This window comes from Azospirillum sp. OGB3 (genome assembly GCF_014192915.1).
GTDB lineage: Bacteria > Pseudomonadota > Alphaproteobacteria > Azospirillales > Azospirillaceae > Azospirillum.
This window is the reverse complement of record NZ_JACHYN010000002.1, coordinates 591,121-615,599: the sequence shown is the minus strand read 5'-3', so window position 1 is coordinate 615,599 and position 24,479 is coordinate 591,121. Positions and strand designations below refer to the sequence as shown.

The window sequence follows — 24,479 nt, the reverse complement described above, 5'->3', positions numbered from 1 at the left end:
GCGCCCCCGCGGCGCGGGGGTCGCCACTCGTGAAGTCTCAGGTCAGCGGCGTGACCGTGCCGCCGTCCAGACGGTGGCCGCAGTCCAGCCGCCGGGCCTCCGCCGCCGCGTCCGCCACGGGGGCCAGCCCCGCCACGGTGATCCAGCCCTCGGCGCGCAGCTTGCCCGCCGCGGCCCAGGCGGTGCCATGCGGCACATAAACGCGCTTGGCCGGCTCCGGCGCCGGAACGGCGCGCAGGAGCGTGTCCATGTAGAGGGTGAAGCCGGTCCCCGGCTCGCCCTCCTCCTCCACGCCCGGACGCACCCCGGCGCGGTAGCGGCCCCCCGCCCCCAGCTCGCCGCGCACGTCGCGCGCGAACAGGGTGAAGCTGAGGCCGGTCTGGTACTCGAAGCCGCGGTGCTCCACCAGATCGACGGTGATCGTCAGATCGGGGCGCGCGGCGCGCAGCAGGCGCAGGGCATCGGTCAGCCGGCGCCGGTCCTTCTCCGCCGTCTCCGGCAGCGGCAGCGCCGACAGAACCTCCATGGCGCGCTCGGCCGGGCCGGAGGCGGCCATCAGCGCGTGCAGCAGCGACGCCGCCGGCCCGCCGACCGCCGTCACCGCCGCGGCGTCCTTCTTGTCCAGCGCCTCGCGCAGGCGGGCGGTCTCGTCCTCGCCGAGCCCCAGGCCGCGGCAGACCCGCGCCACCATGGTCGGCACGCAGAGGTCCACCGACAGGTGCCGCACCCCCACCCCTTCCAGGGCGTGGGCGGCGAGCAGAATCACCTCGGCGTCCGCCTCGGCCTCCAGCGGCCCGATCAGCTCGACGCCGACCTGGGTGATCTGCCGCTCCGGACGGAGCTGCGAGCCCTTCACGCGCAGCACCGGCCCGGCGTAGCACAGCCGCACCGGGCGGGCGCCGTTCTTCAGCCGGGTGGTGGCGATGCGCACGATCTGCGGGGTGATGTCGGCGCGCACCGCCATCATGCGCTGCGACAGCGGGTCCATCAGCCGGAAGGTCTGCTTCGCCATGGCGGCGCCGGAGCCGGACAGCAGATTGTCCTCGAACTCGACCAGCGGCGGCTCGACGCGCTCATAGCCGTGGGCCGTGAAGTCCGCCAGCAGGCGCGCCACCGCCGCCGCTTCGTGCGCCGCTTCGGGCGGCAGCACGTCGTGCAGGCCGGCGGGCAACAGGGCGGAGCTCAGGGAATCAGCGGGCATGGCCTGCGTCGTCTCGTCGAATGGGTGGCAAACCGTCGGCATGGCGAGAGCCCGCAAGTCCGATGGGCATGCGGTGCTCGGGCATACGGAGCGGGTCAATACCCCACCCCGCCTTCCTCATGCAAACGGAAAAGCCCCGCAGCCCGTGCCCGTCTCCCCTGCGCCGGCCACAGGCGCCAGTCAGAGGCACCGATTCGGGGCGGCTCGAAACATGAATGCATTCCAATCGAATCTTTGTTGAGTTTGATGCGAAATCTCCGGCATCCTGTGTACGAACCGTGCCAGCAGCAGCGGGGCAATGGCACCATGGCACGCCCGTCCGCCAGCTACGAAGTCCAGATCTACGCGCAGGACCACTGGGTCCTCGAAGGCCGCTTCGACACCGAGGCGGAGGCGCTGGCCTTCGGCCGCAAGGCGCTGTCCGGCGGCCGGATCGAGGGCATCCGGGTGGTGCGCGACTGGCGCCGCCCGGACGGCCGCCATGTCGAGACGGAAGTCCATGTGGAGTTCCGCCAGGTCTCCCAGACCGTGACCGCCGCCGCCATCGACGAGGCGCTGGGGCTCTGCCTCACGCTCGACCATTGCTACGGCGTGCAGAGCCGGATGACCATGAACCGCGTCCTGCGCAACTACGTGGAGCGCGCCGTCGTCACCCCGACCGAGGTCCTGCACAACCACGCGGAGCTGGCGCGGCTTCTCAACACCGACAACCTCGTGCCGTCGGCCGTCGGGCGGGTCGCCGTCCTCCAGGCGGAGAAGGCCGGGACCGACGGGCGCGGGCGGCGCGACGCGCTGAACCTGCTGATGCACGAGCTGACTGACCGGGCGCGCGCCGCCGCCGCGCGCAAGGACCTTCCGGCCATCGCCGCCACCGGCTTCCGCCCGATGTTCGACCGGCTGGATTCCAGCCTGCCGGCGGCGGAGCGCGACTTCCTCGCCCGCGTGGTCCTGTCGCGCGAGCTGGTGCAGATGCGCAACTGGCTGGCCAAGCTGGATTTCCTGGGCGAGCTGGCGCGCGAGGACGGGGCGGCGGCCGACCGCCCGCTGGGGCTGCTCGACGGGGTGATCGCCGACGTTCTGGGCGCCCCGTCCGTCGCGCAGGAGCTTCTCGGCGTCCAGGGCAGTCTGGCGGAGGCGCTGTGCAACCTGATCGACCTGTCGCGGGGCCGCCTGTCCCCCGCCAAGCGGGCGGAGGACGACCGCGCCGTCCAATTGAACGAGCTTCTCGCTTTCCACGACCTGGACCAGACGCGGCTGGTCATCCTGGATCTGGTGCGCCGGCAGTTGAGGGGCACGCAGCCGCTTTACCGCTCCGACCCGTCGCTGGAGATGGAGGCCTTCCAGGAGATCCTGAAGCGCACGCTCGGCCCCGACGGCCCCGCCGGGGGCGGCGCGATGGCCGAGGCGCTGGTCCTGCGCTACCTGCGCTTTCTGGAGGGCGGCGGGGCGCCGGGCCGCAAGCAGGCCATCGCGGAGGTGGCCGGGCGCATCCCCGACGCGCGGGACCGGGTGCGCTTCCTGCTGGCACTCGCCGACTCCGACCTCGGCCACGGGCACGCGACGGACATCGCCCGGCTGCTGCACGCGCTGACCGGCAACGCGGCGAACTACGGCCGCTTCGTCCACTCCCGCCTGCCGCCCCGCGACAATCTGGAAGCGCTGACCCTGCTCTACTGCCAAGCCGCCGACTCGGCGCTGCCGGAGGAGACGCGGACCCGCCTGACCGGCGACCTCGACGCGCTTCTGGTGGCCTACATCACCGAAGAGCACGTGGTGGAGCGGCTGGACGACCCCGGCGATTCCCTGCGGCTGCGCGCGAACCGTCTGCTGCAGGTCTGCGCGCCGGGAATCCTGCGCAGCCGGCGGGCGCTGGAGATGGTCCGGCACCGCGTGGTCGAGCATCTCCGCCAACCGCAGTTCGACCGGAAATATGTGGAGGACCTGCCCGACGGGACGCAGCAGCAGCGCGCCCTGCGGGAGTTCCACCGCATGTTGGGAGAAGCCGGTTTCGTGTGAGACCCGGACAGTCCAACCGCCCTGATGCGGATGGACAGCACCCGCCCCTTTGGATAATCAGCGCATCACATCGGCAAAAGACGGGGCGCCGCAACCGGCACCCGCGGCGACGAAGGGCACAGCCTTGGGCAATGGCGTTGGCAATGGGATCGCGCTGGGACCGGTCTTCCACATCATCGGTATCCTCCTGACCATACTTGGGCTGGGCATGCTCGTGCCGGCCTTGGCCGACGCCGCCGTTGGCAACAGCGACTGGACCGCCTTCGTCGGCTCCAGCGCGGCGACGCTGGCGGTCAGCGGCGGCATGGTCCTGGCGACGTCGAGCAAGGAGCACGCGCGCTTCACCGTGAAGCAGCATTTCCTTCTGACGACGCTGTCCTGGTGCGTCCTGGCGGCCTTCGGCGCCCTGCCCTTCATGATCTCCGCCGCCCGCCTGTCCTTCACCGACGCCTATTACGAGGCGATGTCTGGCCTCTCCACAACCGGCGGCACGGTCATCGTCGGGCTGGACGACTCCCCGCCGGGGGTTCTGCTGTGGCGCTCGCTGCTCAACTGGTTCGGCGGAGTCGGCATCATCGTCATGGCGATCGCGGTGCTGCCCATCCTGCGGGTCGGCGGCATGCAGCTGTTCCGCACCGAGTCCTCCGACAAGGGCGACAAGCCCTTCGCCACGGTGCAGGATACCGCCGGGGCCATCGCCATGATCTATCTGGCGCTGACTGTGCTGTCGGCGGTGGCCTACCATCTGGCCGGCATGACGTGGTTCGACGCGATCAACCACGCCATGGCCTCCATCGCCACCGGCGGCTTCTCGACCAAGGACGCCTCGCTCGGTTGGTTCGATTCCCACGCGGTGCTGTGGGTGGCAACCTTTTCGATGATCTGCGGGGCCTTGCCGCTGACCTGGTACATCCGCCTGCTGCGCGGCCAGCGCAACGCGCCGGTCTTCGGCGACAGCCAAGTGAACGCGCTGCTGGCGATCCTGCTGGTGGCCGGCGTCGCCATGACCCTGTGGGCTTTCACGGTGGTCGGCCTGCCCTTTTGGGACGCGCTCAGCCATTCGGCGGTGAACGTCACCTCGATCATCACCGGGACGGGCTTTGTCTCCACCGACTATTCGACCTGGGGCAGCTTCGCCGTCGTCGCCTTTTTCTTCTTCTACTTCATCGGCGGCTGCACGGGCTCGACGGCTGGCTCCATCAAGGTCTTCCGCTGGCAGGTGCTGGCCCTGTCGATGCTGAACCAGATGCAGCGGATGCTGAAGCCGAACCGGGTTCTGGTCCCCCTCTACCAGGGCAAGGTGCTGGACGAGGATGTGGTCGGCTCGGTCATCAACCTCGCCTTCGCCTTCATGGCGGCCTTCGGCATCTTGTCGCTTCTGGTCGCCGCGATGGGGGTAGACTACCTGAGCGCGGCCAGCGCCGTCGCCTCCGCGCTCGCCAACGCCGGACCGGGGCTGGGGCCGGTGGTCGGCCCGTCGGGCACCATGGCCCCCCTGCCCGACGCCGCGAAATGGGTGCTGAGCTTCGCCATGCTGCTGGGCCGGCTGGAGGTCTTCACCGTGCTGGTGCTGATCCTGCCGAGCTTCTGGCGGGATTAAACAGGCCATGAAAAAGGCCGCGCCGGAGTGGCTCAGCCGCGCAGCCTGTCCAGAATCTGGTGGCTGTGATTCACACCGCCGAAGAAGACGGCGAGAATCCGGACTTCGAGCAGCCCCTCATCGATTTCGAAATAGAAGATGAAATTCCGACTGGTCACGGTGCGGATGCCGGATCGGATTTCCGGATGCTCCGTGCCACGATGCGGATGGGCCTCGAACGTACGCATGTAGGAAAGAGCGTCGTCGATCCGCCCGGCGGCCCGTTCCATCGCGCGCTCCCCATCGTCACCCAGGTCCCGATAGGCCTGGACGAGATGATCCTCGATCAGGTCGAGGTCCCGGGTAACGGAGGCCGCACGGCGGACCTTATAGAGCCGCACGCGCACGCCTCTTGCGCTCCAGCATCGCCCGGGTTTCCGCTTCGCCGTCATCAAGATCGACGAATGCACCGGCGCGGCGCTGGTCGATCAGGATCCGCAGCGCTTCGATCTCGGCGTTGCTTCTCTCGGTGTCGCGCCGAAGCATGTCGAGACCGCGCTGGAGCACCGCGCTGAGGCTTGGATACTGCCCGGTCTCGACAAGGCTGCGTGCGAAGGCTTCCTGTTCGTCGGTCAGCGAGATCGAGGTCTTCACGGTCATGCGTTGCCCTCCCTCACCAACCAAGTACTACCCAGTAGCACCAGCGTCAAGGTTCAGCGCCCGAAGGCCTCCGCCTTGACCGTGGCAAAGGCCCAGTCGAGCCAGGGGAGGACCGCCTCCATGTCCTCGTTCTCCACCGTGGCGCCGCCCCACAGGCGCAGCCCCGGAGGGGCGTCGCGGTAGGAGCCGGCGTCGAAGGCGGCCTCCTCCTTCTCCAGGAGCGCGGCGAGCTTCTTGGCGAAGTCGGCTTGGGCCTCCGGCGTCAGGGCGGTCACCTCGGGGTCGGTGAAGCGCAGGCAGATCGAGGTGCAGGAGCGCGTCGCCGGATCGTCCGCCAGGAAGCCGGCCCAGGTCGAGGCTGCCGCCCATTCCGAGACGATGCGCAGGTTCTGCTCCGACCGGCGGATGAGTTGGGTCAGGCCGCCGACCGACAGCGACCAGCGCAGCCCGTCGATGGCGTCCTCGACGCAGAGCATGGACGGCGTGTTGATGGTGTCGCCGACGAAGATGCCCTCGATCAGCTTCCCGCCACTGGTCAGGCGGAAGATCTTCGGCAGCGGGCGGTCGGGCTGGAAGCTCTCCAGCCGCGCCACGGCGCGCGGGCTGAGCACCAGCATGCCGTGCGCGCCCTCGCCGCCCAGCACCTTCTGCCAGGACCAGGTGGCGACATCGATCTTGCTCCAGGGAATGTCCATGGCGAAGGCGGCGGAGGTCGCGTCGCAGATCGACAGGCCCTCGCGGTCCGACGGAATCCATTCGCCGTTCGGCACGCGCACGCCCGACGTCGTGCCGTTCCAGGTGAACACCACGTCGCGGCTGAAGTCGGCCTGCGACAGGTCCGGCAACGCGCCGTAGGGGGCCTGGATGGTCCGCACGTCGGACAGGCGGAGCTGCTTGGTGACGTCGGTCACCCACTCCTTGCCGAAGCTCTCCCAGGCCATCATGTCGACGCCGCGCGGCCCCAGCAGGTTCCACAGCGCCATCTCCACCGCCCCGGTGTCGGACGCCGGGACGATGCCGATGCGGTAGTCGCCGGGGATCGCCAGGACGGCGCGGGTGAGGTCGATGACCTCCTTCAGCTTCGCCTTGCCCGGCTTCGAGCGGTGGGAGCGGCCGAGCAGCGCGCCGTCCAGGGCGTCCAGCGACCAGCCGGGCCGCTTGGCGCAGGGGCCGGAGGAAAACAGCGGATTCGACGGCCGGCGGGCGGGCTTCATGGACACTCTACTCCCGGAACATGGGATTGCGGTATGGCCGGGGACGATAGGAGGTGCGCGGAACTCCGTCAATCAGCCGCTCACGCGCAGCAGCGTCGCCTGGATGTGCCGGATGCCCGCCGCGTCGCAGATGTAGTAGCAGACCGCCACTCGCCCGTCCGCCAGCACGGTCGCCCAGGGATAGCCGACATCGGGCGACGGCGCGTCGGCGCGGATGACGATCTCCGGCGCGCTTTCCAGCGTCTCGCACCGGCAGTCCCAGACCCGGGCGCGCACGCCGTATGGCTCATGGCGGTAGCCGTAGACGACGAGCAGCCGCCCGTCGGGCAGCGGGCAGGCGTCGTAGGGATGCCCGATGACCGCGCTCTCGATCCACGGCGCCCAGCTTTCCCCGAGGTCATGGGAGACAGATGTGGCAAGGCGGTCGCCCAGCCCGGTGGTGCGGTGGAAGGCGACCAGCTGCCCATCCGCGGTCAGGTGCAGGGCGGTCTCGCAGAAGCCGGCCCGCCCCGCCGGGTCGCGCGCGATGGTGCTGCGCAGGGTCCAGCTTTCCCCCTGGTCGCGGGAGGCGAACAGGTAGCTGGTGTAGGGACCGCCGGTGTAGGTCGCCATCAGCAGCGTGCCGTCCGGCGCCTCCACCGCCCGCCCGCGCACCGCACCGCCCAGCATCGGGCGCAGGCCGGGCAGGATCGGTCCCTGGCCCGGCAGCTCCGGCAGGTAGCGGTGGGCCGACCAGTGCCGACCGTCGTCGTCGCTGACTCGGGTGCTGCCGCCCCAGAACAGGAAGAAGGTGCCCGACGTCTCGGCGTTGCCCAGCAGGTGGACGCCCTTCTCGCGCAGCCGCAGGCCGTGGCGCGCCGACATCGGGTACCAGCCGAAGCTGCCCAGGATGATCCGCCCCGAGCGCAGAACCAGCAGGCTGGGGTCCTGGTCGCCCGCCTCCGGATCGGTGGGCAGCGGCAGCGGCGTGCCCTCCGGCTCGAAATCCGGGGTGAAGCGCTGGATCACGAGATGCGAGCGCGAGTCCACATGATCGACGCTGGTGAAGTCGCCGCCGCCCTCGGCCGGCTCCCCGTGCAGCCAGCGGTGATCGCGGGCGCGCCGGAAGGCCACCAGCACCCGCCCGTCGGCCAGAGTCGCCGCGGATGGGAAGGACGCGTAGAAGCGACGGTCGCTGTAGACGATGCGATGGGAAAGACTGTCGAGCATGCCCCTGGAATCCACCTTGCGCCCGCGGCATTGGGGACGCCCGTCCAATGTCCGGTTGCCGGAATGAAGGATTCCTTTACGGTGCGCGTGATCCCTTGCTAGTCACACGCTTTCCGCAGCCCTGCCCGGCGAAGGTCATGACCGAAGTGAACACCGAAGCGGCCGCCCCCGCGAACATTCCCTACGGCCGTCACCGCGACCGCAACGACCTGTCGCAGGTGCTGCCGCTGACCACCCCCTTCTCGCTGCTGATCGACCCTTCGAACGGCTGCAACTTCCGCTGCGTCTTCTGCGCCACCGGGAACCCGGAGCTGCTGAAGGAGGTCGGTCGGCCGCGCGGGGCCATGAAGTTCGACCTGTTCCGCAAGATCGCCGACGACATCGCCGCGTTCGACGCGCCGATCAAATCCGTCCACCTCTACAAGGACGGCGAGCCGCTGGTGAACACGCGGATCGAACACATGGTCCATCTTCTGAAATCGCGTGGCCTCGCCCGCCATGTCGAGATGACCAGCAACGGCTCCCTGCTGACGCCGGAGCGGGCGGACGCGCTGCTGGCCGCCGGGCTGGACGCCATGCGCGTCTCCGTCTACGGAGCCAGCGACGCCATGTACAAGCGGGTGACCCGGCGCTTCGACCGCTTCCAGACCATCGTGGACAACGTGGCCTATCTGTACCGCCGCAAGACGGAGCTGGGCCGTGACTTCCACCTCCACTGCAAGATCATCAACGTGGAGCTGACGGAGGAGGAGCGGCAGAGCTTCATCGACACCTTCACGCCGATCGCCGACAGCCTCTTCGTCCATCCCCTGCACGGCGAGGCGCTGGCGGAGGAGAGCGCCTTCGCCGCCGCCCCGGACACCGCCCGCAAGGTCTGTTCCGAGCCCTTCCTGAAACTCGCCATCAACTTCAACGGCGAGGTCTCGGTCTGCTGCGCCGACTGGCGCATGGGCACCATCGTCGGCAACGTCGCCGAGGAATCACTGCATGACATCTGGAACGGCGAGCGGCTGCGCGATTTCCGCCTGAAGCATCTGGAGGGCCGGCGCGACGAGATCGAAGCCTGCCGCGGCTGCTCCTACGTCCAGACCCTGCCCGCCGACAACAACCTGGACGGATTCGCGGCGGACCTCATCGCCAAGTACCGGGCTTGAGCGTTCGCAGGGCGCGCGTTCAGGGCCAGCGCTTCGCGCGCAGCGGCACCGCGCCGGAGCCCTCCCCCGCCGCGGTTCCGGAAACCTGCGTTCCGGAGAGCTGGGTTCCGGAGACCTGCGGCTCCGCTTCCCGCGGCCCCGTTTCAAGCGGTCCCGCCTCCAGCGGCCGGTCGGACAGCAGGTCCTTGATCGCCACGCCGAGGATGTCCTCCTGGGTCCGCTCCGCCTGCTCCAGAAGCTGGGCCGTGCGGTCCTGCCAGGGCAGCTCCAGCCCGCCCAACCCCCGGACGGAGCCGCGCAGGCCGATGCCCAACGCCTTCATCAGGTCGTAGAGCGTGGCCTCGCTGAGGTCGCGGGTGACGACCCAGGCGTTGTGCGTGGTGTGGGCCACCCAATGGGCGTCGCGAAGCTGCTCCAGGATGCCGTCGATCAGCACCGTGCCCACCGGCACGCGCCCGACCAGCGTCCGCCGCCGCAGGCCGACGCCGAGCCGCGTGCCCTCCAAAAGCTCGTGAAGGACGGCCAGCGCCAAGCCCAGCCGCTGGGCGGGCAGAAGCCCCTCCGGCCCGCCGCGGGTGATCTTGCCGGCCCGCCATTCGGGCAGCGAGGCGGTGATGACCGCGCCGAACAGCACGGTGGACCAGGCGATGTAGAGCCAGAACAGGAAGATCGGCACGGTCGCCAGCGCGCCGTAGATCGTCTGGTAGGCCGGGAACTCCTTCATGTACATGGCAAAGCCGGCCTTGGACGTCTCCAGCAGCAGCGAGGCGACCGCCCCACCGCAGGCGGCGTCCATCCAGCCGACGTCCCGGTTCGGGATGATGACGTAGAGCAGCGTGCAGCCGACGAGCTGCAGCATGAAGGGCAGGATCGCCCCGATCCCCACCAACGGGTCGGCGAAGCCCTCCAGATGGGCGAACTGGAGCACCGCCCACAACGTGCTGGACAGCGACAGGCTGGCGCCGGCGAACAGCGGGCTCAGCGACACCACCGCCCAGAAGGACAGGATGCGGGTGACGTAGGAGCGCGGCTCACGCACCCGCCAGACGGTGGCGAAGGACCCCTCGATGGTCCAGATCAGCAGAACGGCGGACATCGCCAGCCCGACGATGCCGAACACCGGCATCTGCCCGGCGTTGGCCATGAAAGCCGCCAGATACTGCAAGATGGCGTCGCTGTTCTCCGGCACGAGATTCTTGAACAGCAGCGTCTGGATGCGCGACTGCAGCGCGTTGAAGGCGGGAAAGGCGGAAAAGATCGCGAAGCCGATGGTCATCAGCGGCACCAGCGCCAGCAGCGAGGTGTAGGTCAGCGAGGCCGCGGTCTGGAAACAGTTGTCGTTGTAAAAGCGCATGGAGGAATAGGCGATGAAGCCGCCGATTTCCCGAACGCGCACAAAGGGGTTCCAGGCCCCTTTCGACGTGCCTTCGGTTTCAGCCACAGGACGCCTCCCGCCTTGGTTTGACCGGGCCGGCCTTTCGTGTAGGATGCGGCCCACTTTTCAAAGCATACTCTGGATGCACGAGGTACGGATGTCCAACCCGAAGCCGCTCATGGACGGCAAGCGCGGCCTGATCATGGGCGTGGCGAACGATCGTTCGATCGCCTGGGGAATTGCCTCCACGCTGGCGCAGCACGGCGCCGAGCTGGCCTTCACCTATCAGGGTGACGCGCTGCTGAAGCGTGTGAAGCCGCTGGCCGAGCAGGTCAAGGCCCCGCTGCTGCTGCCCTGCGACGTCACCGACGAGGCCAGCGTCGACGCGACCTTCGCCGCCATCGAGAAGGAATGGGGAAAGCTGGACTTCCTGGTTCATGCGATCGCTTTTTCCGACAAGAACGAGCTGGACGGCCTCTATCTCGACACGACGCGGGCCAACTTCCTGCGCACCATGGACATCTCCTGCTACTCCTTCACCGCAGTGGCGCAGCGCGCCGTTCCGCTGATGAAGGATGGCGGCAGCCTGCTCACCCTCTCCTACTACGGCGCCGAGCGCGTGATGCCCCACTACAATGTGATGGGCGTCGCCAAGGCCGCGCTGGAGGCGAGCGTGCGTTACCTTGCCGTCGATTTGGGCGGTCGGAACATCCGCGTCAATGCCATCTCCGCCGGCCCGATCAAGACGCTGGCCGCCAGCGGCATCGGCGACTTCCGCTACATCCTGAAGTGGAACGAGCTGAACGCCCCGCTGAAGCGCAACGTCACCATCGGCGAGGTCGGTGGCGCCGGCCTGTTCCTGCTGAGCGACCTCGGCACCGGCGTGACCGGCGAGGTGATGCACGTCGACTCCGGCTACCACACCGTCGGCATGGTCGCGGTGGACGCGGCGGCCGAGGTGTCGCAGCTCCTGGGATCGCTGGGCGGCTCCGGCAAGGCGGAGTGACGGCTTCCAAGTGACCGCTTGGCGGGCGCCTCCGGCTTCACCCGGAGCGCCCGCTGACACCCCATGATCCTTCGTTGATATCGCCGATTCTCGACCCTCGTGCTTGACGCGCTGGCGGAAACGCCGCAAGAAACGCGCTCCACCGCACGTCGTGCGGACAGATCGTGTCGCATCGGGAGTCCTCGCCATGGCCGGCAACAGCTTCGGAACGCTTTTCCGCTTCACCACTTGGGGCGAAAGCCATGGGCCGGCGATCGGCGTGGTGGTGGACGGTTGCCCGTCGCTGCTCTCCCTGACCGAGGCGGACATCCAGCCCTGGCTCGACAAGCGCCGCCCCGGCCAGTCGCGCTACACCACCCAGCGCCAGGAGCCGGATCAGATCAAGATCCTGTCGGGCGTCTTCGAAGGCCAGACCACCGGCACGCCGCTCTCGCTGATGATCGAGAACACAGATCAGCGCTCCAAGGACTACAGCGAGATCGCTGCCAAGTTCCGGCCCGGCCACGCCGACTACACCTATTGGAAAAAGTACGGCATCCGCGACTACCGCGGCGGCGGGCGCTCCTCGGCGCGCGAGACGGCCTGCCGCGTGGCGGCGGGCGCGGTGGCGCGCAAGGTGCTGGGCGACGGCGTGACCGTTCGCGGCGCGCTGGTGCAGATCGGCCCGCACAAGGTGGACCGCAGCCGCTGGGATTGGGCGGAGGTCGACAACAACCCCTTCTTCTGCCCCGACCCGCAGGCCGCCGCCGAATGGGCCGACTATCTGGACGGCATCCGCAAGAGCGGCTCCTCCATCGGCGCGGTGGTCGAGGTCGTGGCCTCCGGCCTGCCCGCCGGGCTCGGCGACCCGCTCTACGACAAGCTGGACGGCGATCTCGCCCGCGCCATGATGACCATCAACGCTGTCAAGGGCGTGGAGATCGGCAACGGCTTCGAGGCCGCCACCCTGACCGGTGAGCAGAACGCCGACGAGATGCGCGCCGGGCCAGCCACCGAAGATGGATATGGCGAGCCGGAGTTCCGGTCCAACCTCGCCGGCGGCATCCTCGGCGGCATCTCCACCGGACAGGACGTCGTGGTGCGCTTCGCGGTAAAGCCGACCAGCTCCATCCTCACCCCGCGCCAGACGGTCGATCTGCAGGGCAAGGACACCGACATCCTGACCAAGGGCCGTCACGACCCCTGCGTCGGCATCCGGGCCGTTCCAGTCGGCGAGGCGATGATGGCCTGCGTTCTGGCCGACCATCTGCTGCGCCACCGCGCCTACGCGCGGGGCTGATGCCGATGCGGGGACCGGGACGCAGGACGGGTGCGTGGCGTGGCGCCGTGATCGCGGGGGTTCTGCTGGTCGCCGCCCTCCCCGCCACCGCCCAATCCCCGGCCTACCGCGAGCATGCGGAGACCTTCAAGGACTGGCGACTCTACTGCCAGGTCTGGAGCGAGCCGCGCCGCGTCGAATGCGAGCTGCTGTCCCGCCCCGGCAGCGACCGGCGGTCGCGCCTCGTCTGGCTGCGCTCCAGCGAGCGCTGGCTGGAGGGGCTGCGCTTCCGGCTGGACGAGCAGACGATGGACCTGTCGAAGATCGTCCGCGTCTGGGTGGACCGGGCGCTGTTCCGCCCCGAATACCCGTGCGAGCGCTTCGAATGGGAGACCAACACCTGCGCGGTGGTCGATCCGGAGACCAACGCCAAGCTGGTCGAGCGGCTGGCTCCCGGCAAGGAGGTTTCCGCCGTCGGCTCCGCCCCGGCGGGCGGCAAGGCCGAGGTGCGCTTTTCCCTGACCGGCTTCAAGCCGGCGCTGGAGCGCATGGAGGAGATCCGCCGCGAGGCGGGAATTCGCTGGAAATAGACCCCACTGGAAACAGAAACGGCGCTCAGGCCGGATCGCCCTCGCCCTCCGGCTTGGCGTACTTTTTCTTGGCGCGGTCCAGCGAGGCCAGAAGCCGCCGGCCGGTCGTCCCGCCGTCGCCGCTGATCCGCCCGCCCATCACCGCCTTGATGGCGTCCACATGGGCCTTCAGCAGCAGGCGCTCGTTGCCGGTGACGGCGGAAAAGCCGCCCTGCGTCGCCTCGTAGAGCGACTTGGCGATCCGGGTGATCAGCGGATAACCGAAGATGCCGCCCTGCCCGCGCATCTCGTGGGCGGAGCGGTTGATCCGCGCCATCAGCACCGGGACCGCGGCGGCGTCCGCGCCCAGCCGGTCGACGCGGCGGGCCAGTTCGTCCACCTCCCCGGCGATCCAGGTCGCGTAATCGCCGGCCCGGTTCTGGATCTCCGCCTCCGCCGCCGCCAGCACCTCGTCGGGCAGGCTCGACACGGGGGCCTTCGGCGCGATGCCCATCTTGGCGCCCAGCCGGTTGGGCAGATCGAAATGCACGACGGGGAAGCGGTCGATGCCCACCGCCTTGGACTTGCTGTGCACCACCAGGATTTCAGCGGGCCCAGTCATCCGGCAGTCCATGGCCACGGGCCGTTGCGTCCGCCGCCGGTCCGGCCCGAAATAGCCCTTGGCGAGCACGAAGCGCCGCGGCCGTGCGATGGCGGCCAGCAGGCGACCGGCGATGATGGCGGCGGAAAAGGGCTTGGCGATGAAGTCGGTGGCGCCCAGGTCGCGCGCCTGCTCCACATACTGGCGGTCGGCGGCGCCGGACAGCATCAGCAGGGGCAGGAAGCGGTCCGGCGACCGCGGGCTGAAGCGCAGCCAGCGCAGCAGCGTCAGCCCGTCCACCTCCGGCATCACCAGATCGGTGATGATCACGTCCACCGGCGCCGTGCCGGGCGGCAGGGCGGCCCGCCGCTCCTCCAGGAAGCGGATGGCCTCGGCTCCGTCGGACTCGGCGTGCACCGCGCCGACCCCGATGGCGCGCAGGGTGGCGCTCAGCACGTTGCGGATGAAGGCGCTGTCCTCGACCACCAGCACCGAAAGGAGGCCGAGCCTGGGCGCGCCCTTGGCACCCGGATCGTTCATCGCTGGGACCACTGCGTTGCGACGGGGTCAAGTCTTCGCATGGGCGACGGTCCTTGGCGAGGAACAACGCACGAAAGGCTGGGTTGCAACCCCGCGGCGAGGCGCCATGCCGCCTGACCGGAGGTGGGGCTTTGCGAAGCGCCGCCGCCCGGCTACCCTGTCGGCCAAAACAACATCGTCCGCAGCGACGCCAACCACCGGAGGAGACCACCGCAATGCCGCAACCCGATCACGTCATGGCCCTGCCCGTTCCCGAGACGCCCGACCTCGACCCGGACATGGCCGCGCTCTTCGCCAAGTGCGAGGAGAAGCTGGGCTTCGTGCCCAACGTGCTGCGCTCCTACAGCCTGCGCCCGAAGAAGCTGCGCACCTTTGCCCAGCTCTACAACGAGCTGATGGTCGGCGAGAGCGGGCTGTCCAAGCTGGAGCGCGAGATGATCGCCGTGGTCGTGTCCTCGGCCAACCACTGCTACTACTGCCTGGTCGCCCACGGGCAGGCGGTGCGCAAGCTGTCCGGCGACCCGGAGCTGGGCGAGATGCTCGCCTTCAACTACCGCGCCGCCAAGCTGGAGCCGCGCCAGCGCGCCATGCTCGATTTCGCGTGGAAGCTGACCAAGGAGCCCTGGACCATGGGCGAGCCGGACCGGCAGGGACTGCGCGACGCCGGCTTCGGCGAGGAGGAGATCTTCGACATCGCCGATACCGCCGCCTTTTACAACATGTCGAACCGCGTCGCCTCGGCGGTGGACATGATGCCGAACCGCGACTACCACAAGCAGGACCGCTAAACGCCGCGCAACCACCGGAGCCCCCCGGATGCTGAGGTTCTTTGTCCGCCTGTTCGCCCTCATCGGCTTCCTGGTGGTGGCCGCCGTGGTCACCGGGGTCGTCCTGGCGGTCCGGCATGAGCCCTCCCTGCCCGACACCGTGGTGCTGGAGCTGGACCTCCGCGACCCGCTGGCGGAGGGCAGCGTGGACCGGCTGGGCAGCGTCCTCGGCCACGAGACGACCTTCCAGGAGGTGCTGGACGCGCTGGAGCGGGGGCGCGCCGACCCGCGGGTGAAGGGCGTGCTCGCCCGCTTCGGCGGCGACGGCGCCAGCTTCGCCCAGGTGCAGGAGCTGCGGGCGGCGGTGGAGCGGTTCCGCGCATCGGGCCGCTTCGCCATCGCCTTCGCCGAATCCTACGGCGACACCGGGGCGGGCAACCGCTCCTACCTGCTGGCCAGCGCCTTCGACGAGGTGTGGATGCAGCCACTGGGCCTGCTCGGCCTGACCGGCCTGTCCGCCCAGATCCCCTTCGCCCGCGGCGCGCTGGACAAGCTGGACATCCAGCCGCAGGTCCTCCAGCGCGAGGAGTACAAGAGCCTCGCCGACAGCGTCATGCGCACCGACTTCACGCCCGCCCACCGCGAGATGATGGAGTCGCTGCTCGGCGACCTGACCAACCAGATCGTCGATGGGGTGGCGGTGAGCCGCCGCCTCCCTCCCGCCGCCGTCAGGGCGGCGATGGACCGCGCCCCCCTGATCGACCGCGAGGCGGTGGACGCCAAGCTGGTCGACCGGCTGGGCTACGCCGACGAAGCGCGGGAGGAGGCGCTGCGCCGCGCCGGGGCCGTGCCCGGTGCCGACACCATGGAGGCGGCGGAGTATCTGGAAGTCGCCGGCCCGCCCAACCGCAGCGGCCCGACCATCGCGCTGATCCACGCCGCCGGCACCATCACCGGCGGCGACAGCGGCAAGCCCGGCCTGGGGGAGGTCACCGCTGGGTCGGAAACGATCGTGTCGGCCATCGAGGACGCGGTGGACGATCCCGACGTCAAGGCCATCCTGTTCCGCATCGACAGCGGCGGCGGCAGCGTGACCGCGTCCGAGACGATCCGCCGCGCCCTGGTGAAGGCCCGCCAATCGGGCAAGCCGGTGATCGCCACCATGGGCGGCACGGCGGCGTCCGGCGGCTATTGGATCGCGCTGGCCGCCGACCGCATCGTCGCCTCCCCCGCCACCGTGACCGGCTCCATCGGCGTGGTCGCCGGCAAGATGTCGGTGGCCGGCCTGTCGGAGCGGCTGGGCGTGCATTGGGGCGTTCTCGACACCGCGCCCAACGCCGGGCTGTGGTCGCCCTTCCGCCCCTTCGGCCCCGCTGGGGAGGAGCGGCTGAACGCGATCATCGACAGCAGCTATTCCACCTTCCTGTCCCGCGTGGCGGAAGCCCGGCACCTCACCCCCGAGCAGGCGCGGGACGCCGCCAAGGGCCGCGTGTGGACCGGCGCCCAGGCCAAGAATCTCGGGCTGATCGACGAGTTGGGCGGAGTCGCCACCGCGCTGACGCTCGCCAAGCAGGCGGCGAAGCTGGAGCCGGACGCCCCGGTCACCGTGACCGGCTACCCCCGCCCGAAGCCGCTGATCCGGGAAATCCTCGACCTCGCCTCGGGCAAGGGCGATCTGGTGGAGGCCGTGGCGGTGCTGGCCGGGCTGCGCCCGGCGTTGGCCGAACTGGCTCCGCTGGTCAAGGCGGCCCGCGGCGGCGCGGTGGAAGCGCGCATGCCGCCGCTGGGCATCGAGCGGTGACGCATCGTTCGGGCGGCAAAGCGGCTGTTGGCCGCCCGTTACTCATCCAGTTTTTCAAAGTCGAACAATAGCCTGCCGGATTTGACCGTGTAGGTTCCGCACCACCAAAGCTTGATCTTGTATCGGAGCGGTTGGGCAGCGTTGAAGCGTTGAAAAAAAATGTAGTAACCGCTTTTATAGCGGACGTGAGCGGTTCCAACAGGTGTAGACGGAAAAAGAATATCACTCCTGCTTTCTGGGTGACCATCAAAAGACTCAACAAGATACTCAATTATCTTTCGGCCTTCAGGATTGATCTTCGCGCGCTCTGAAAGGAAATCTCTCGTAACAAGTCGTGAGCAAATTATTTGAGCGCGCGACCCAGCCAAGGGAATATTGATTTTCTTCATATTCAGCCGCCTGATTTACAAAGCCTTCAGCCGGACCCCTCAGCCAACTTAGAAGCGCTGGCAACGACCTGACTGGCTGTGCTTTTTTGTCGAAGCGGGCTATCGGCCTTCTTGTAGACTTCCCATCCGGTCTCTTTGACCGACTTGGAGAGGTGGCTGAAGAGTTTGTTCGCCTTGCGCTGTTGTTCGGGCGACGCAATCCGAGACACAGTTGGAACGGCCCCCGCGACTTTCAGCACGTCCTCAATACGGTCGGCGGCCCCCGCGGCCGGCGTTGCCCTTAGAGCGAAAACCCCCCATCTCTGCGCATTTCTGGCGACGAGTGATTTCGACTTCGGCTTTTTTGCGCCCATATTGGTTAATCCAAATTCAATCAAAACAGTCTTGTCTACCACTAATTTTAGTACGATACGGAAGCATCCTCAACACAATTCCGGCTATGAGTATAGTTACTTAACTTTAGTTCGCGGCCTCGCATCGCTTCAGAAGACTTTTGTATGCATAAAGATCAGGCCGGCGGGATGACCGCCGGCCTGCGAAGAGTGGCTGCGTTGCACCGTGACGAAAGCGCGCCGTCCATGGAGCGTCGTCAATGGCGCGTCGCAAGCCCCGCCGAACAGAGCATCATCAGCGAACTGGCGCCGGCCCGGTTCTCACTTTCCAAGTAACTCTGAAATCCTGGGGAACAGACCAACCGCGCGATTTCGTCCTTCGAAAAGACCGGCAGGAAGGGATTGTTCGACAGCTCCTCGTAAGCAGCCCTGGCCACTACTCTCAGGTTAAGCGGAATCGCCGCGATATATCGGTCGAGAGCACATTCGTCCTCGCGCTCCATCTGGCGCACTCCTTTCCTACGTTTCTCATGATTAGTGGCTACGGATTAAAGATTGCGCAAAGCGCCAATCGCGTAAAGCGACATAAGCGAACGGGGCAACAGATCCTGCACAGTGTTGTGCCCGTATCACATCATACGTTTTGGGTAAGCTGTGCGCTGGTGGCAAATCCCATCGATTTTTATCTTTCCACCCTGCCATGAAGCCGGGCGAGCGGAGAAAGGAGAAAGGCGCCGTGACGCAATGAATTCACGCAATCGATCTCAGGAGATTAGAAGGGAATGAATATGGAAAACCACGTCACATTCGAAAGTCTGGGCCTGGAGTGTTTCCGAAGCCGAACGCGAGCCTCATCAAAAACATCGCCAAAATGAGTCCATTGGTCATATGCGATACGTTAAAACACCATGACCCACACTCGCCGCCTGATCTTCGGAATGCCAACGGCACTCGCGCATCCAAGGCAAAAATTGTCCGGATTGACTGGCATGGACGCTTCCTATATAGCCGCTGGACCCTCCGCCGTTTCAAAGCCGCCGGCGCGCACGGAAAAGGAAAAGCGCCGTGCAAGGGAGGGTTTGAATGTCATGGTCAGACGGCAAATAATTCAGTAGGCCGTCCTTTACTCCCGCAGACCCGAAGTGCTCCGTGGAACCAGAAGACAACAATCGCCCCATCGCCGACGCCCACACGCCGCCCGACGAGGGTGAGGATACGGTTTCCGTCTATGGTCCCTATCCGGAAGGCCGGGATCGGGTCTGCTGCATCGTCGGCATCGGCGCTTCCGCCGGTGGGCTGGAAGCGCTTCAGCGCTTCTTCGACAATGTGCCGGGGGAGAGCGACCTCGCCTATGTGGTCGTCCAGCATCTCTCGCCGGTCCACAAGAGCTTGATGGTCGATCTGCTGGCCAAGCACACCGCCATGTCGGTGGTGCAGGCCGCCGACGGCATGGCGGTGGAGCGCAACACCGTTTATCTGCTGCCCCCCGCCAAGCACCTGTCCATCGAGGACGGCCGGCTGATCCTGACCGCCAAGGACAGCGCCGGGGGCATGAGCCTGCCCATCGACATCTTCTTCACCGCCCTGGCCAAGGACCAGGGGCCGCGGGCGCTGGGCGTGGTGCTGTCCGGCACCGGGTCGGACGGCACGCGCGGCTTGCTGGCGATCAAGTCGGCGGGCGGCTTCGCCGCGGCGCAGGACCCCGAATCCGCGCAGTTCGACGGCATGCCGCGCAGCGCGATCGCCACCGGGCAGGTGGACGTCGTCAAGACGGCGGACAAGCTGCCGGGCTGCCTGATTGAACACGCCGGCCGGGTGCTGTCGCGCAACCTTCCTGTCCCACCCCGACCGCAGGATCGCGACAACGACCCTCTGGCGCAGATCGTCGCGGCCATCCGCTCGGTCACCGGCGTCGATTTCTCGCATTACAAGCTGGCGACCCTGCTGCGCCGGATCGAGCGGCGGATGCACACCGCCGGCCTCGATTCGATGAGCGACTACGCAGCCCTGCTCCGCCGCAACAGCGCCGAGACGGTCAGCCTCTACAAGGAGATGCTGATCGGCGTCACCCGCTTCTTCCGCGACGAGGGCGCCTTCGCCTCCCTGGCCGACAAGGTGATCCCCACCCTGCTGGCCAAGCGCAGCCCCACCGACATGGTGCGCGTGTGGGTCTGCGGCTGCGCCACCGGCGAGGAGGCCTATTCCATCGCCATCCTGTTCGCCGAGGCGCAGGAGCGGATGGGGCGGTCCTTCGACGTCAAGATCTTCGCCACCGACATCGACCAGGACAGCATCGAGATCGCCAGCCTGGGCGAGTACCCGCGCTCCATCGCCGAGGACGTGTCGCACGAGCGGCTGACCCGCTACTTCTCCGCGCGCGGCGACCATTACCTGGTGTCGCGCGACATCCGGCGCATGGTGGTCTTCGCGGCCCACAACATCATGCGCGATCCGCCCTTCACCAAGATCGATCTGGTGAGCTGCCGGAACCTGCTGATCTACATGGACTCGCCGCTCCAGCGGAAGGTGCTCAGCCTGTTCCAGTACGCGCTGCGGCAAAGCGGCTTCCTGTTCCTCGGCACCAGCGAGACGCTGGGCGACCTGTCGGCGGAGTTCCACGTCCTGGACAGCCGGAACAAGCTGTTCCAGAGCCTGCGCACCGGCACCCACCGGCTGTCGCGGCTGCTCGTCCCCACCGTCGCCGCGCCGGTGCACCGCCATGGCGACGAGACCATGTCGCAGGCGCAGGAGGAAGGGGCCGCCATCGACGAGGCGATCTCGACCCTGATGCGGGCCTACGTGCCGCCCAGCCTGCTGGTCAACGAGCAGATGAACATCATGCACGTGTTCGGCGAGGCGTCGACGATCCTGAAGGTGCCGCCGGGCGAGGCCACGCTGAACGCGCTGAAGCTGCTGCCTTCCTCGGTCTCCATGGTGGTGGGGACCGCGCTGACACGGGCCTTCCGCTCCGGCGAGGAGTTCGCCCTGTCGAACATCCCGGTGAAGGACCGCGAGGGGCTGCCCGCCGTCAGCCTGCGCGTGAAGCCCTTCGTCGCCCGCAAGACCGGCCGGCGCTTCGCGCTGATCGTGCTCGACCCCAGCGCGCCGGCGCTGGCCCTGCCGGACAGCGACTTCGACTTCGACACCGACACCGCGGAGCGCATCCGCGGGCTGGAGCAGGAGCTGGTCTCCCGCGGCGAGAACCTCCAGGCCACCATCGAGGAGCTGGAGACCGCCAACGAGGAACTCCAGGCGACCAACGAGGAGCTTCTCGCCTCCAACGAGGAATTGCAGAGCACCAACGAGGAGCTGCAGTCCGTCAATGAGGAGCTGTATTCCGTCAACGCCGAGTATCAGGCGAAGGTGGAGGAGCTGACCGAGGTCACCAACGACCTGGACAACCTGCTGCGCTCGACCGAGATCGGCACGGTGTTCCTGGACAGCGGCATGGTGATCCGGCGCTTCACCCCGGCGGCGGCGCGCTTCATCAACATCATCCCGCGCGACGTCGGCCGGTCGATCTCGCACTTGTCAACCAACATCGACTACCCGGATTTCCTCAAGGACATCGAGCGGGTGTTCCATGACCACAAGCCGGTGGAACGCCACGTCCCGGTGCGCGGCGACCGCTGGATTCAGACACGCATCCTTCCCTACCTGACCGAGAAGAACCAGGTGGCAGGGGTGGTCGTCACCTTCGTGGACGTCACCGCCGCCAAGGCTGCGGAGCACCGGCTCCAGACGGTGCTGGACAGTCTGCCGGAGCATGTGGCGGTCATCGATTCCGACGGCGCCATCACCATGGTCAACCACGCTTGGCGCATGTTCGGCGAGAAGAACGGCGCCCCGGCGCTGGACCGCTGTGGTCCGGGAACCAATTATCTTGATGTCTGCAACGCCGAGGAAGGAACCGAAGGCGAAGACATCGCCCGTGCCGTGAACGACGGGCTGCGCCGGATTCTGTCCGGCGACATCGAGCAGTTCACCATCGAATACCCTTGTCATTCCGACAAGGAGGAGCGCTGGTTCATGATGCATGCCTGCCGTCTGGCCGGGTTGTCTGGGGGAGCGGTGGTCAGCCACATCGACATCACCAATCGGAAACGGATGGAACTGCGGGCGAGCGGACGGCGGCAGGGTCAACGCAAACAAGGCGGCACCACCGCCAAAGGCCCGGCGGCCGGAGACGCGGCGTGAACGGCTTCCGCAACGAACGGCTTCGCAAGCGCGCGGAACAGGCTCTCAACTCGGGCGGCTTCGAAGGCGCGGAGGTCTCGGCGACCACGCTCAAGGAGGTTCTGCACGAGTTGTACGTCCATCAGGCCGAGCTTGAGATCCAGAACGAGGAGCTGCGCACCGCCCAGCAGGCGCTGGAGGCCTCGCGCATCCAGTATCTCCAGCTCTTCCAGTCGGTGCCGCTGGCCTGCTTCACCGTCAACGCCGCCGGCATCATCTGCGAGGCCAACGTCGCCGCGGAGCGGCAGTTCGGCCTGCCGCTCCGCCGGCTGAAGGGCCGCCCGCTGACCCTCATGGTGGAGTCGCTGGACCATGGGCGCCTGTTCACGGCGCTGGCCCGGCTGCGCGATTCCGGACAATGGACGCGCCAGGAATACGCCTTCGTCGGCGCCCACAGCGCCATCGACGGGCTGACCGACGCCCGGGTCGTCGAGCTGGAGGCCGGACCGGACGGCGTCGACAAGGGCGACGTCCTGCTGACCATCACCGACGTGACGGAGCGCAACGCCTGGGTCAGCGAGCTCCAGGACGCCCGCGACGAGGCCGAGCGCACCCGCGCCGCCTACCACCACATCCTGCAGGCGGTGGCCGACGGCATCTGCGGCCTGGACGCGCGCGGCGCCGTCACCTTCGTGAACGCCGCGGCCCAGTCCATGACCGGCTTCGGCGCCAGCGAACTGGTCGGCCGTTCCTTCGCCGCGCTGATCGGCGGCGACGCGGAGGAGGAGGGCCGGCGCGCCCTGACTCTGTCGCTGGCCGACGGGCTGGTCCGGCAGGTGACCGATGGACGCCTGCGCCGCCAAGGCGGTGAGGATTTCGTGGCGGAGCTGACCATTTCCCCGATCCGCCAGAACGGAGCGATCACCGGAGCGGTGGTGGCCTTCCGCGACGTGACCGCACGCCGCGCCGCGGAACAGGCGCTGGCGGAGAGCGAGCGGCGGCACCGCACGCTGGTGCAATCGCTGTCCGAAGGGCTGGTGATGCGCTCGACCGACGGCACGGTGATGGTCGCCAACGCCATGGCGGAACGGTTGATGTCAGGGCCGACGGGCGTGCTGCTCGACCCTCTCGCCCGCCCCCTCGAAAGCCGCAAGCCGGGCGATCGGACGGGCCGCGCGGCGCGGCGGCGCTTCATCGGCGCCGACGGCGCCCGGCTGACCGGACTGCCGCCCGCCGCCAAGGCGGTGGACAGCGGGAAGCCGGTGGTCGAGCAGATCGTCGGCATCGCCGAGGGCGACGAGGCGGCGGCCCCGATCCGCTGGCTGCGTGTCTCCAGCCACCCGGTCCCGGGCGCGGACGGACGGCCCGAGGCGGTGGTGTCCAGCGTCACCGACATTTCCGCCATCAAGTCGATGGAGCGCGACCTGAACGTGGCGCTGGATGCCAAGGAACGTTTCATGGCGGCGGCCAGCCACGACCTGCGCCAGCCGGCCCAGGCGCTGACCCTGCTGTCCGGCCTGCTGCTGAAGGAGCCGATCCCCGAGGACGCCCGGCGCATCGCGACCCAACTGCGCGACACCGTGGCCTCGCTCGGCGGGCTGCTCGACTGCCTGCTGGACATTTCCAAGCTGGAAGCCGGCCTCGTCACCCCCCACAGCGCTCCGGTCGAGGTGGGGACGATCATGGAGCGGCTGCACGGGGAGTTCCGGGCGGTCGCCGCCTCCTCCGGGCTGACGCTGCGCACCGTGCCGGTGCGGCTGGGCGTCTGCACCGATGGCGGCCTGCTGGAGCGGGTGCTGCGCAATCTGCTGACCAACGCCATCCGCTACACACGGCAGGGCCGGGTGCTGTTCGGGGCGCGGCGCCGCGGCGGAGCCCTGCGGTTCGAGGTGTGGGACACCGGCATCGGCATTCCGGAGAACCAGATCGACCGCATCTTCCAGGACTTCTACCAGATCGGCAACGCCGCCCGCGACCGGCGGGAAGGGTTGGGCATGGGGCTCAGCATCGCGCGGCGCCTCATCCACATGCTGGGAGGCACCATCGAGGTGACCTCAGTGCCGGGCAATGGGTCCTGTTTCGCCGTCACCCTGCCGTCCGGGGCCATTCTCGACCAGCGGCACTGCGGCGATTCACCGGACGACTCCGCCGCGGGAGGTGCCGAGGCGGACGGCGACGCCTCCGTCCTGCTGGTCGAGGACGACGCGGTGATCCGCATGGCGCTGGCGCTGATGCTGGACGGCTGGGGCTACCGCGTGACCGAGGCCGGCTCGGTGGCGGAAGCGCTGGACCTGGTGGACGGCACGCTGGCGCCTGACCTCGTGCTGACCGATTACCGCCTGCCGGACGGCGACACCGGGCTGATGCTGATGGACACGCTGCGCCGCCGCTTCGGTCCCGACCTGCCGGGGGTGCTGCTGACCGGCGACACCTCGTCCGACCGGCTGCGCGAGGCCGCCGGCGCGCAATGCGCCCTGCTGCACAAGCCCATCCAGCCCGACGACCTGCGCCGCACCGTTCGCGCCAGCCTGGAGCACCGCGACGTGGAGACGGAGGCGACGTAGCGGCGTTTTGCCCCCTCCCTGCCCCTCCCCCGCTGCCGCAGGGGAGGGACGGGGTGGGGGCAAAGTCA

Annotated in this window: 20 protein-coding genes; 10 read left to right on the top strand and 10 right to left on the bottom strand. The window is 68.2% G+C overall.

Annotation, left to right across the window (positions count from 1 at the left end):
• Window positions 1–37: 37 nt before the first annotated feature.
• Window positions 38–1,201 (bottom strand): ATP phosphoribosyltransferase regulatory subunit, encoded by a 1,164-nt coding sequence (locus FHW79_RS06765; RefSeq protein ID WP_183178174.1) that lies wholly within the window; start codon window positions 1,199–1,201, stop codon window positions 38–40.
• 306 nt (window positions 1,202–1,507) lie between these two features.
• Here FHW79_RS06765 and FHW79_RS06760 point away from each other — a divergent pair, with 306 nt between their 5' ends.
• Together FHW79_RS06760 and FHW79_RS06755 are read left to right on the top strand one after the other, a co-directional pair.
• Window positions 1,508–3,217 (top strand): hypothetical protein, encoded by a 1,710-nt coding sequence (locus FHW79_RS06760; protein ID WP_183178173.1) that lies wholly within the window; start codon window positions 1,508–1,510, stop codon window positions 3,215–3,217.
• Between the two features lie 124 nt (window positions 3,218–3,341).
• A complete protein-coding gene (locus tag FHW79_RS06755; RefSeq protein WP_247884193.1) occupies window positions 3,342–4,817 on the top strand; it encodes a TrkH family potassium uptake protein in 1,476 nt (491 codons plus the stop codon).
• A gap of 32 nt (window positions 4,818–4,849) precedes the next feature.
• Here the strand turns inward: FHW79_RS06755 and FHW79_RS06750 are convergent, their stop codons facing one another.
• From FHW79_RS06750 to FHW79_RS06735, 4 genes are all read right to left on the bottom strand, one after another.
• A complete protein-coding gene (locus FHW79_RS06750) occupies window positions 4,850–5,197 on the bottom strand; it encodes a type II toxin-antitoxin system RelE/ParE family toxin (RefSeq protein ID WP_183178172.1) in 348 nt (115 codons plus the stop codon).
• The gene (locus FHW79_RS06745; protein ID WP_038527053.1) at window positions 5,184–5,456 is read right to left on the bottom strand and encodes a type II toxin-antitoxin system ParD family antitoxin; all 273 of its coding nucleotides are present in this window, start codon (window positions 5,454–5,456) and stop codon (window positions 5,184–5,186) included. Before FHW79_RS06745 ends, FHW79_RS06750 begins: the two co-directional genes overlap by 14 nt.
• Window positions 5,457–5,509: 53 nt before the next feature.
• Window positions 5,510–6,670, bottom strand: coding sequence for a phosphoserine transaminase (locus tag FHW79_RS06740; RefSeq protein WP_183178171.1), 1,161 nt, complete (start codon window positions 6,668–6,670; stop codon window positions 5,510–5,512).
• A gap of 72 nt (window positions 6,671–6,742) precedes the next feature.
• On the bottom strand, window positions 6,743–7,879 hold the full coding sequence (locus tag FHW79_RS06735) for a sialidase family protein (RefSeq protein ID WP_183178170.1): 1,137 nt from the start codon (window positions 7,877–7,879) through the stop codon (window positions 6,743–6,745).
• A gap of 137 nt (window positions 7,880–8,016) precedes the next feature.
• Between FHW79_RS06735 and FHW79_RS06730 the strand changes: the two genes are divergently transcribed.
• Entirely contained in the window at window positions 8,017–9,033 is a 1,017-nt protein-coding gene (locus FHW79_RS06730; RefSeq protein WP_183178169.1) for a radical SAM/SPASM domain-containing protein, read from the top strand.
• A 19-nt stretch (window positions 9,034–9,052) separates the two neighbouring features.
• Here the strand turns inward: FHW79_RS06730 and FHW79_RS06725 are convergent, their stop codons facing one another.
• Entirely contained in the window at window positions 9,053–10,429 is a 1,377-nt protein-coding gene (locus FHW79_RS06725) for a YihY family inner membrane protein (protein WP_183178168.1), read from the bottom strand.
• Window positions 10,430–10,565: 136 nt separating this feature from the next.
• On the opposite strand from FHW79_RS06725, the gene fabI reads away from it, so the two are divergent.
• The 3 genes from fabI (at window position 10,566) to FHW79_RS06710 (ending at window position 13,262) form a co-directional block, all read left to right on the top strand.
• The gene (gene fabI, locus FHW79_RS06720) at window positions 10,566–11,414 is read left to right on the top strand and encodes an enoyl-ACP reductase FabI (RefSeq protein ID WP_183178167.1); all 849 of its coding nucleotides are present in this window, start codon (window positions 10,566–10,568) and stop codon (window positions 11,412–11,414) included.
• 187 nt (window positions 11,415–11,601) lie between these two features.
• The gene (aroC, locus tag FHW79_RS06715) at window positions 11,602–12,693 is read left to right on the top strand and encodes a chorismate synthase (RefSeq protein WP_183178165.1); all 1,092 of its coding nucleotides are present in this window, start codon (window positions 11,602–11,604) and stop codon (window positions 12,691–12,693) included.
• Window positions 12,694–12,740: 47 nt separating this feature from the next.
• A complete protein-coding gene (locus tag FHW79_RS06710; RefSeq protein ID WP_348984067.1) occupies window positions 12,741–13,262 on the top strand; it encodes a hypothetical protein in 522 nt (173 codons plus the stop codon).
• Between the two features lie 25 nt (window positions 13,263–13,287).
• Here FHW79_RS06710 and FHW79_RS06705 read toward each other — a convergent pair whose 3' ends face one another.
• Window positions 13,288–14,382: a response regulator gene (locus FHW79_RS06705; RefSeq protein ID WP_183178162.1), complete on the bottom strand. Its 1,095-nt coding sequence runs from the start codon at window positions 14,380–14,382 to the stop codon at window positions 13,288–13,290.
• Window positions 14,383–14,597: 215 nt separating this feature from the next.
• Here FHW79_RS06705 and FHW79_RS06700 point away from each other — a divergent pair, with 215 nt between their 5' ends.
• Window positions 14,598–15,170 (top strand): peroxidase-related enzyme, encoded by a 573-nt coding sequence (locus tag FHW79_RS06700; protein WP_183178161.1) that lies wholly within the window; start codon window positions 14,598–14,600, stop codon window positions 15,168–15,170.
• A gap of 28 nt (window positions 15,171–15,198) precedes the next feature.
• On the top strand, window positions 15,199–16,950 hold the full coding sequence (sppA, locus tag FHW79_RS06695) for a signal peptide peptidase SppA (protein WP_183178160.1): 1,752 nt from the start codon (window positions 15,199–15,201) through the stop codon (window positions 16,948–16,950).
• A gap of 38 nt (window positions 16,951–16,988) precedes the next feature.
• Here the strand turns inward: sppA and FHW79_RS06690 are convergent, their stop codons facing one another.
• The 3 genes from FHW79_RS06690 to FHW79_RS06680 all read right to left on the bottom strand — a co-directional run bounded on the left by FHW79_RS06690 (window position 16,989) and on the right by FHW79_RS06680 (window position 18,174).
• The gene (locus FHW79_RS06690; protein WP_183178158.1) at window positions 16,989–17,339 is read right to left on the bottom strand and encodes a hypothetical protein; all 351 of its coding nucleotides are present in this window, start codon (window positions 17,337–17,339) and stop codon (window positions 16,989–16,991) included.
• Between the two features lie 26 nt (window positions 17,340–17,365).
• Window positions 17,366–17,734 (bottom strand): hypothetical protein, encoded by a 369-nt coding sequence (locus FHW79_RS06685; RefSeq protein ID WP_183178157.1) that lies wholly within the window; start codon window positions 17,732–17,734, stop codon window positions 17,366–17,368.
• A gap of 194 nt (window positions 17,735–17,928) precedes the next feature.
• Complete coding sequence (locus FHW79_RS06680) at window positions 17,929–18,174, bottom strand: hypothetical protein (protein ID WP_183178156.1); 246 nt, start codon at window positions 18,172–18,174, stop codon at window positions 17,929–17,931.
• Between the two features lie 646 nt (window positions 18,175–18,820).
• Here FHW79_RS06680 and FHW79_RS06675 point away from each other — a divergent pair.
• Together FHW79_RS06675 and FHW79_RS06670 are read left to right on the top strand one after the other, a co-directional pair.
• Window positions 18,821–21,868, top strand: coding sequence for a chemotaxis protein CheB (locus FHW79_RS06675; protein WP_348984066.1), 3,048 nt, complete (start codon window positions 18,821–18,823; stop codon window positions 21,866–21,868).
• On the top strand, window positions 21,865–24,411 hold the full coding sequence (locus FHW79_RS06670; protein WP_183178155.1) for a PAS domain S-box protein: 2,547 nt from the start codon (window positions 21,865–21,867) through the stop codon (window positions 24,409–24,411). The genes FHW79_RS06675 and FHW79_RS06670 overlap by 4 nt, the downstream gene beginning before the upstream one ends.
• Window positions 24,412–24,479: the final 68 nt, after the last annotated feature.

Coding starts and splice junctions, on each gene's coding strand:
- FHW79_RS06765 (WP_183178174.1), bottom strand. CDS start 1,201: ATGCCCGCTGATTCCCTGAGCTCCGCCCTGTTGCCCGCCGGCCTGCAC.
- FHW79_RS06760 (WP_183178173.1), top strand. CDS start 1,508: ATGGCACGCCCGTCCGCCAGCTACGAAGTCCAGATCTACGCGCAGGAC.
- FHW79_RS06745 (WP_038527053.1), bottom strand. CDS start 5,456: ATGACCGTGAAGACCTCGATCTCGCTGACCGACGAACAGGAAGCCTTC.
- FHW79_RS06740 (WP_183178171.1), bottom strand. CDS start 6,670: ATGAAGCCCGCCCGCCGGCCGTCGAATCCGCTGTTTTCCTCCGGCCCC.
- FHW79_RS06735 (WP_183178170.1), bottom strand. CDS start 7,879: ATGCTCGACAGTCTTTCCCATCGCATCGTCTACAGCGACCGTCGCTTC.
- FHW79_RS06730 (WP_183178169.1), top strand. CDS start 8,017: ATGACCGAAGTGAACACCGAAGCGGCCGCCCCCGCGAACATTCCCTAC.
- fabI (WP_183178167.1), top strand. CDS start 10,566: ATGTCCAACCCGAAGCCGCTCATGGACGGCAAGCGCGGCCTGATCATG.
- aroC (WP_183178165.1), top strand. CDS start 11,602: ATGGCCGGCAACAGCTTCGGAACGCTTTTCCGCTTCACCACTTGGGGC.
- FHW79_RS06705 (WP_183178162.1), bottom strand. CDS start 14,382: ATGAACGATCCGGGTGCCAAGGGCGCGCCCAGGCTCGGCCTCCTTTCG.
- FHW79_RS06700 (WP_183178161.1), top strand. CDS start 14,598: ATGCCGCAACCCGATCACGTCATGGCCCTGCCCGTTCCCGAGACGCCC.
- sppA (WP_183178160.1), top strand. CDS start 15,199: ATGCTGAGGTTCTTTGTCCGCCTGTTCGCCCTCATCGGCTTCCTGGTG.
- FHW79_RS06690 (WP_183178158.1), bottom strand. CDS start 17,339: ATGAAGAAAATCAATATTCCCTTGGCTGGGTCGCGCGCTCAAATAATT.
- FHW79_RS06680 (WP_183178156.1), bottom strand. CDS start 18,174: ATGGAGCGCGAGGACGAATGTGCTCTCGACCGATATATCGCGGCGATT.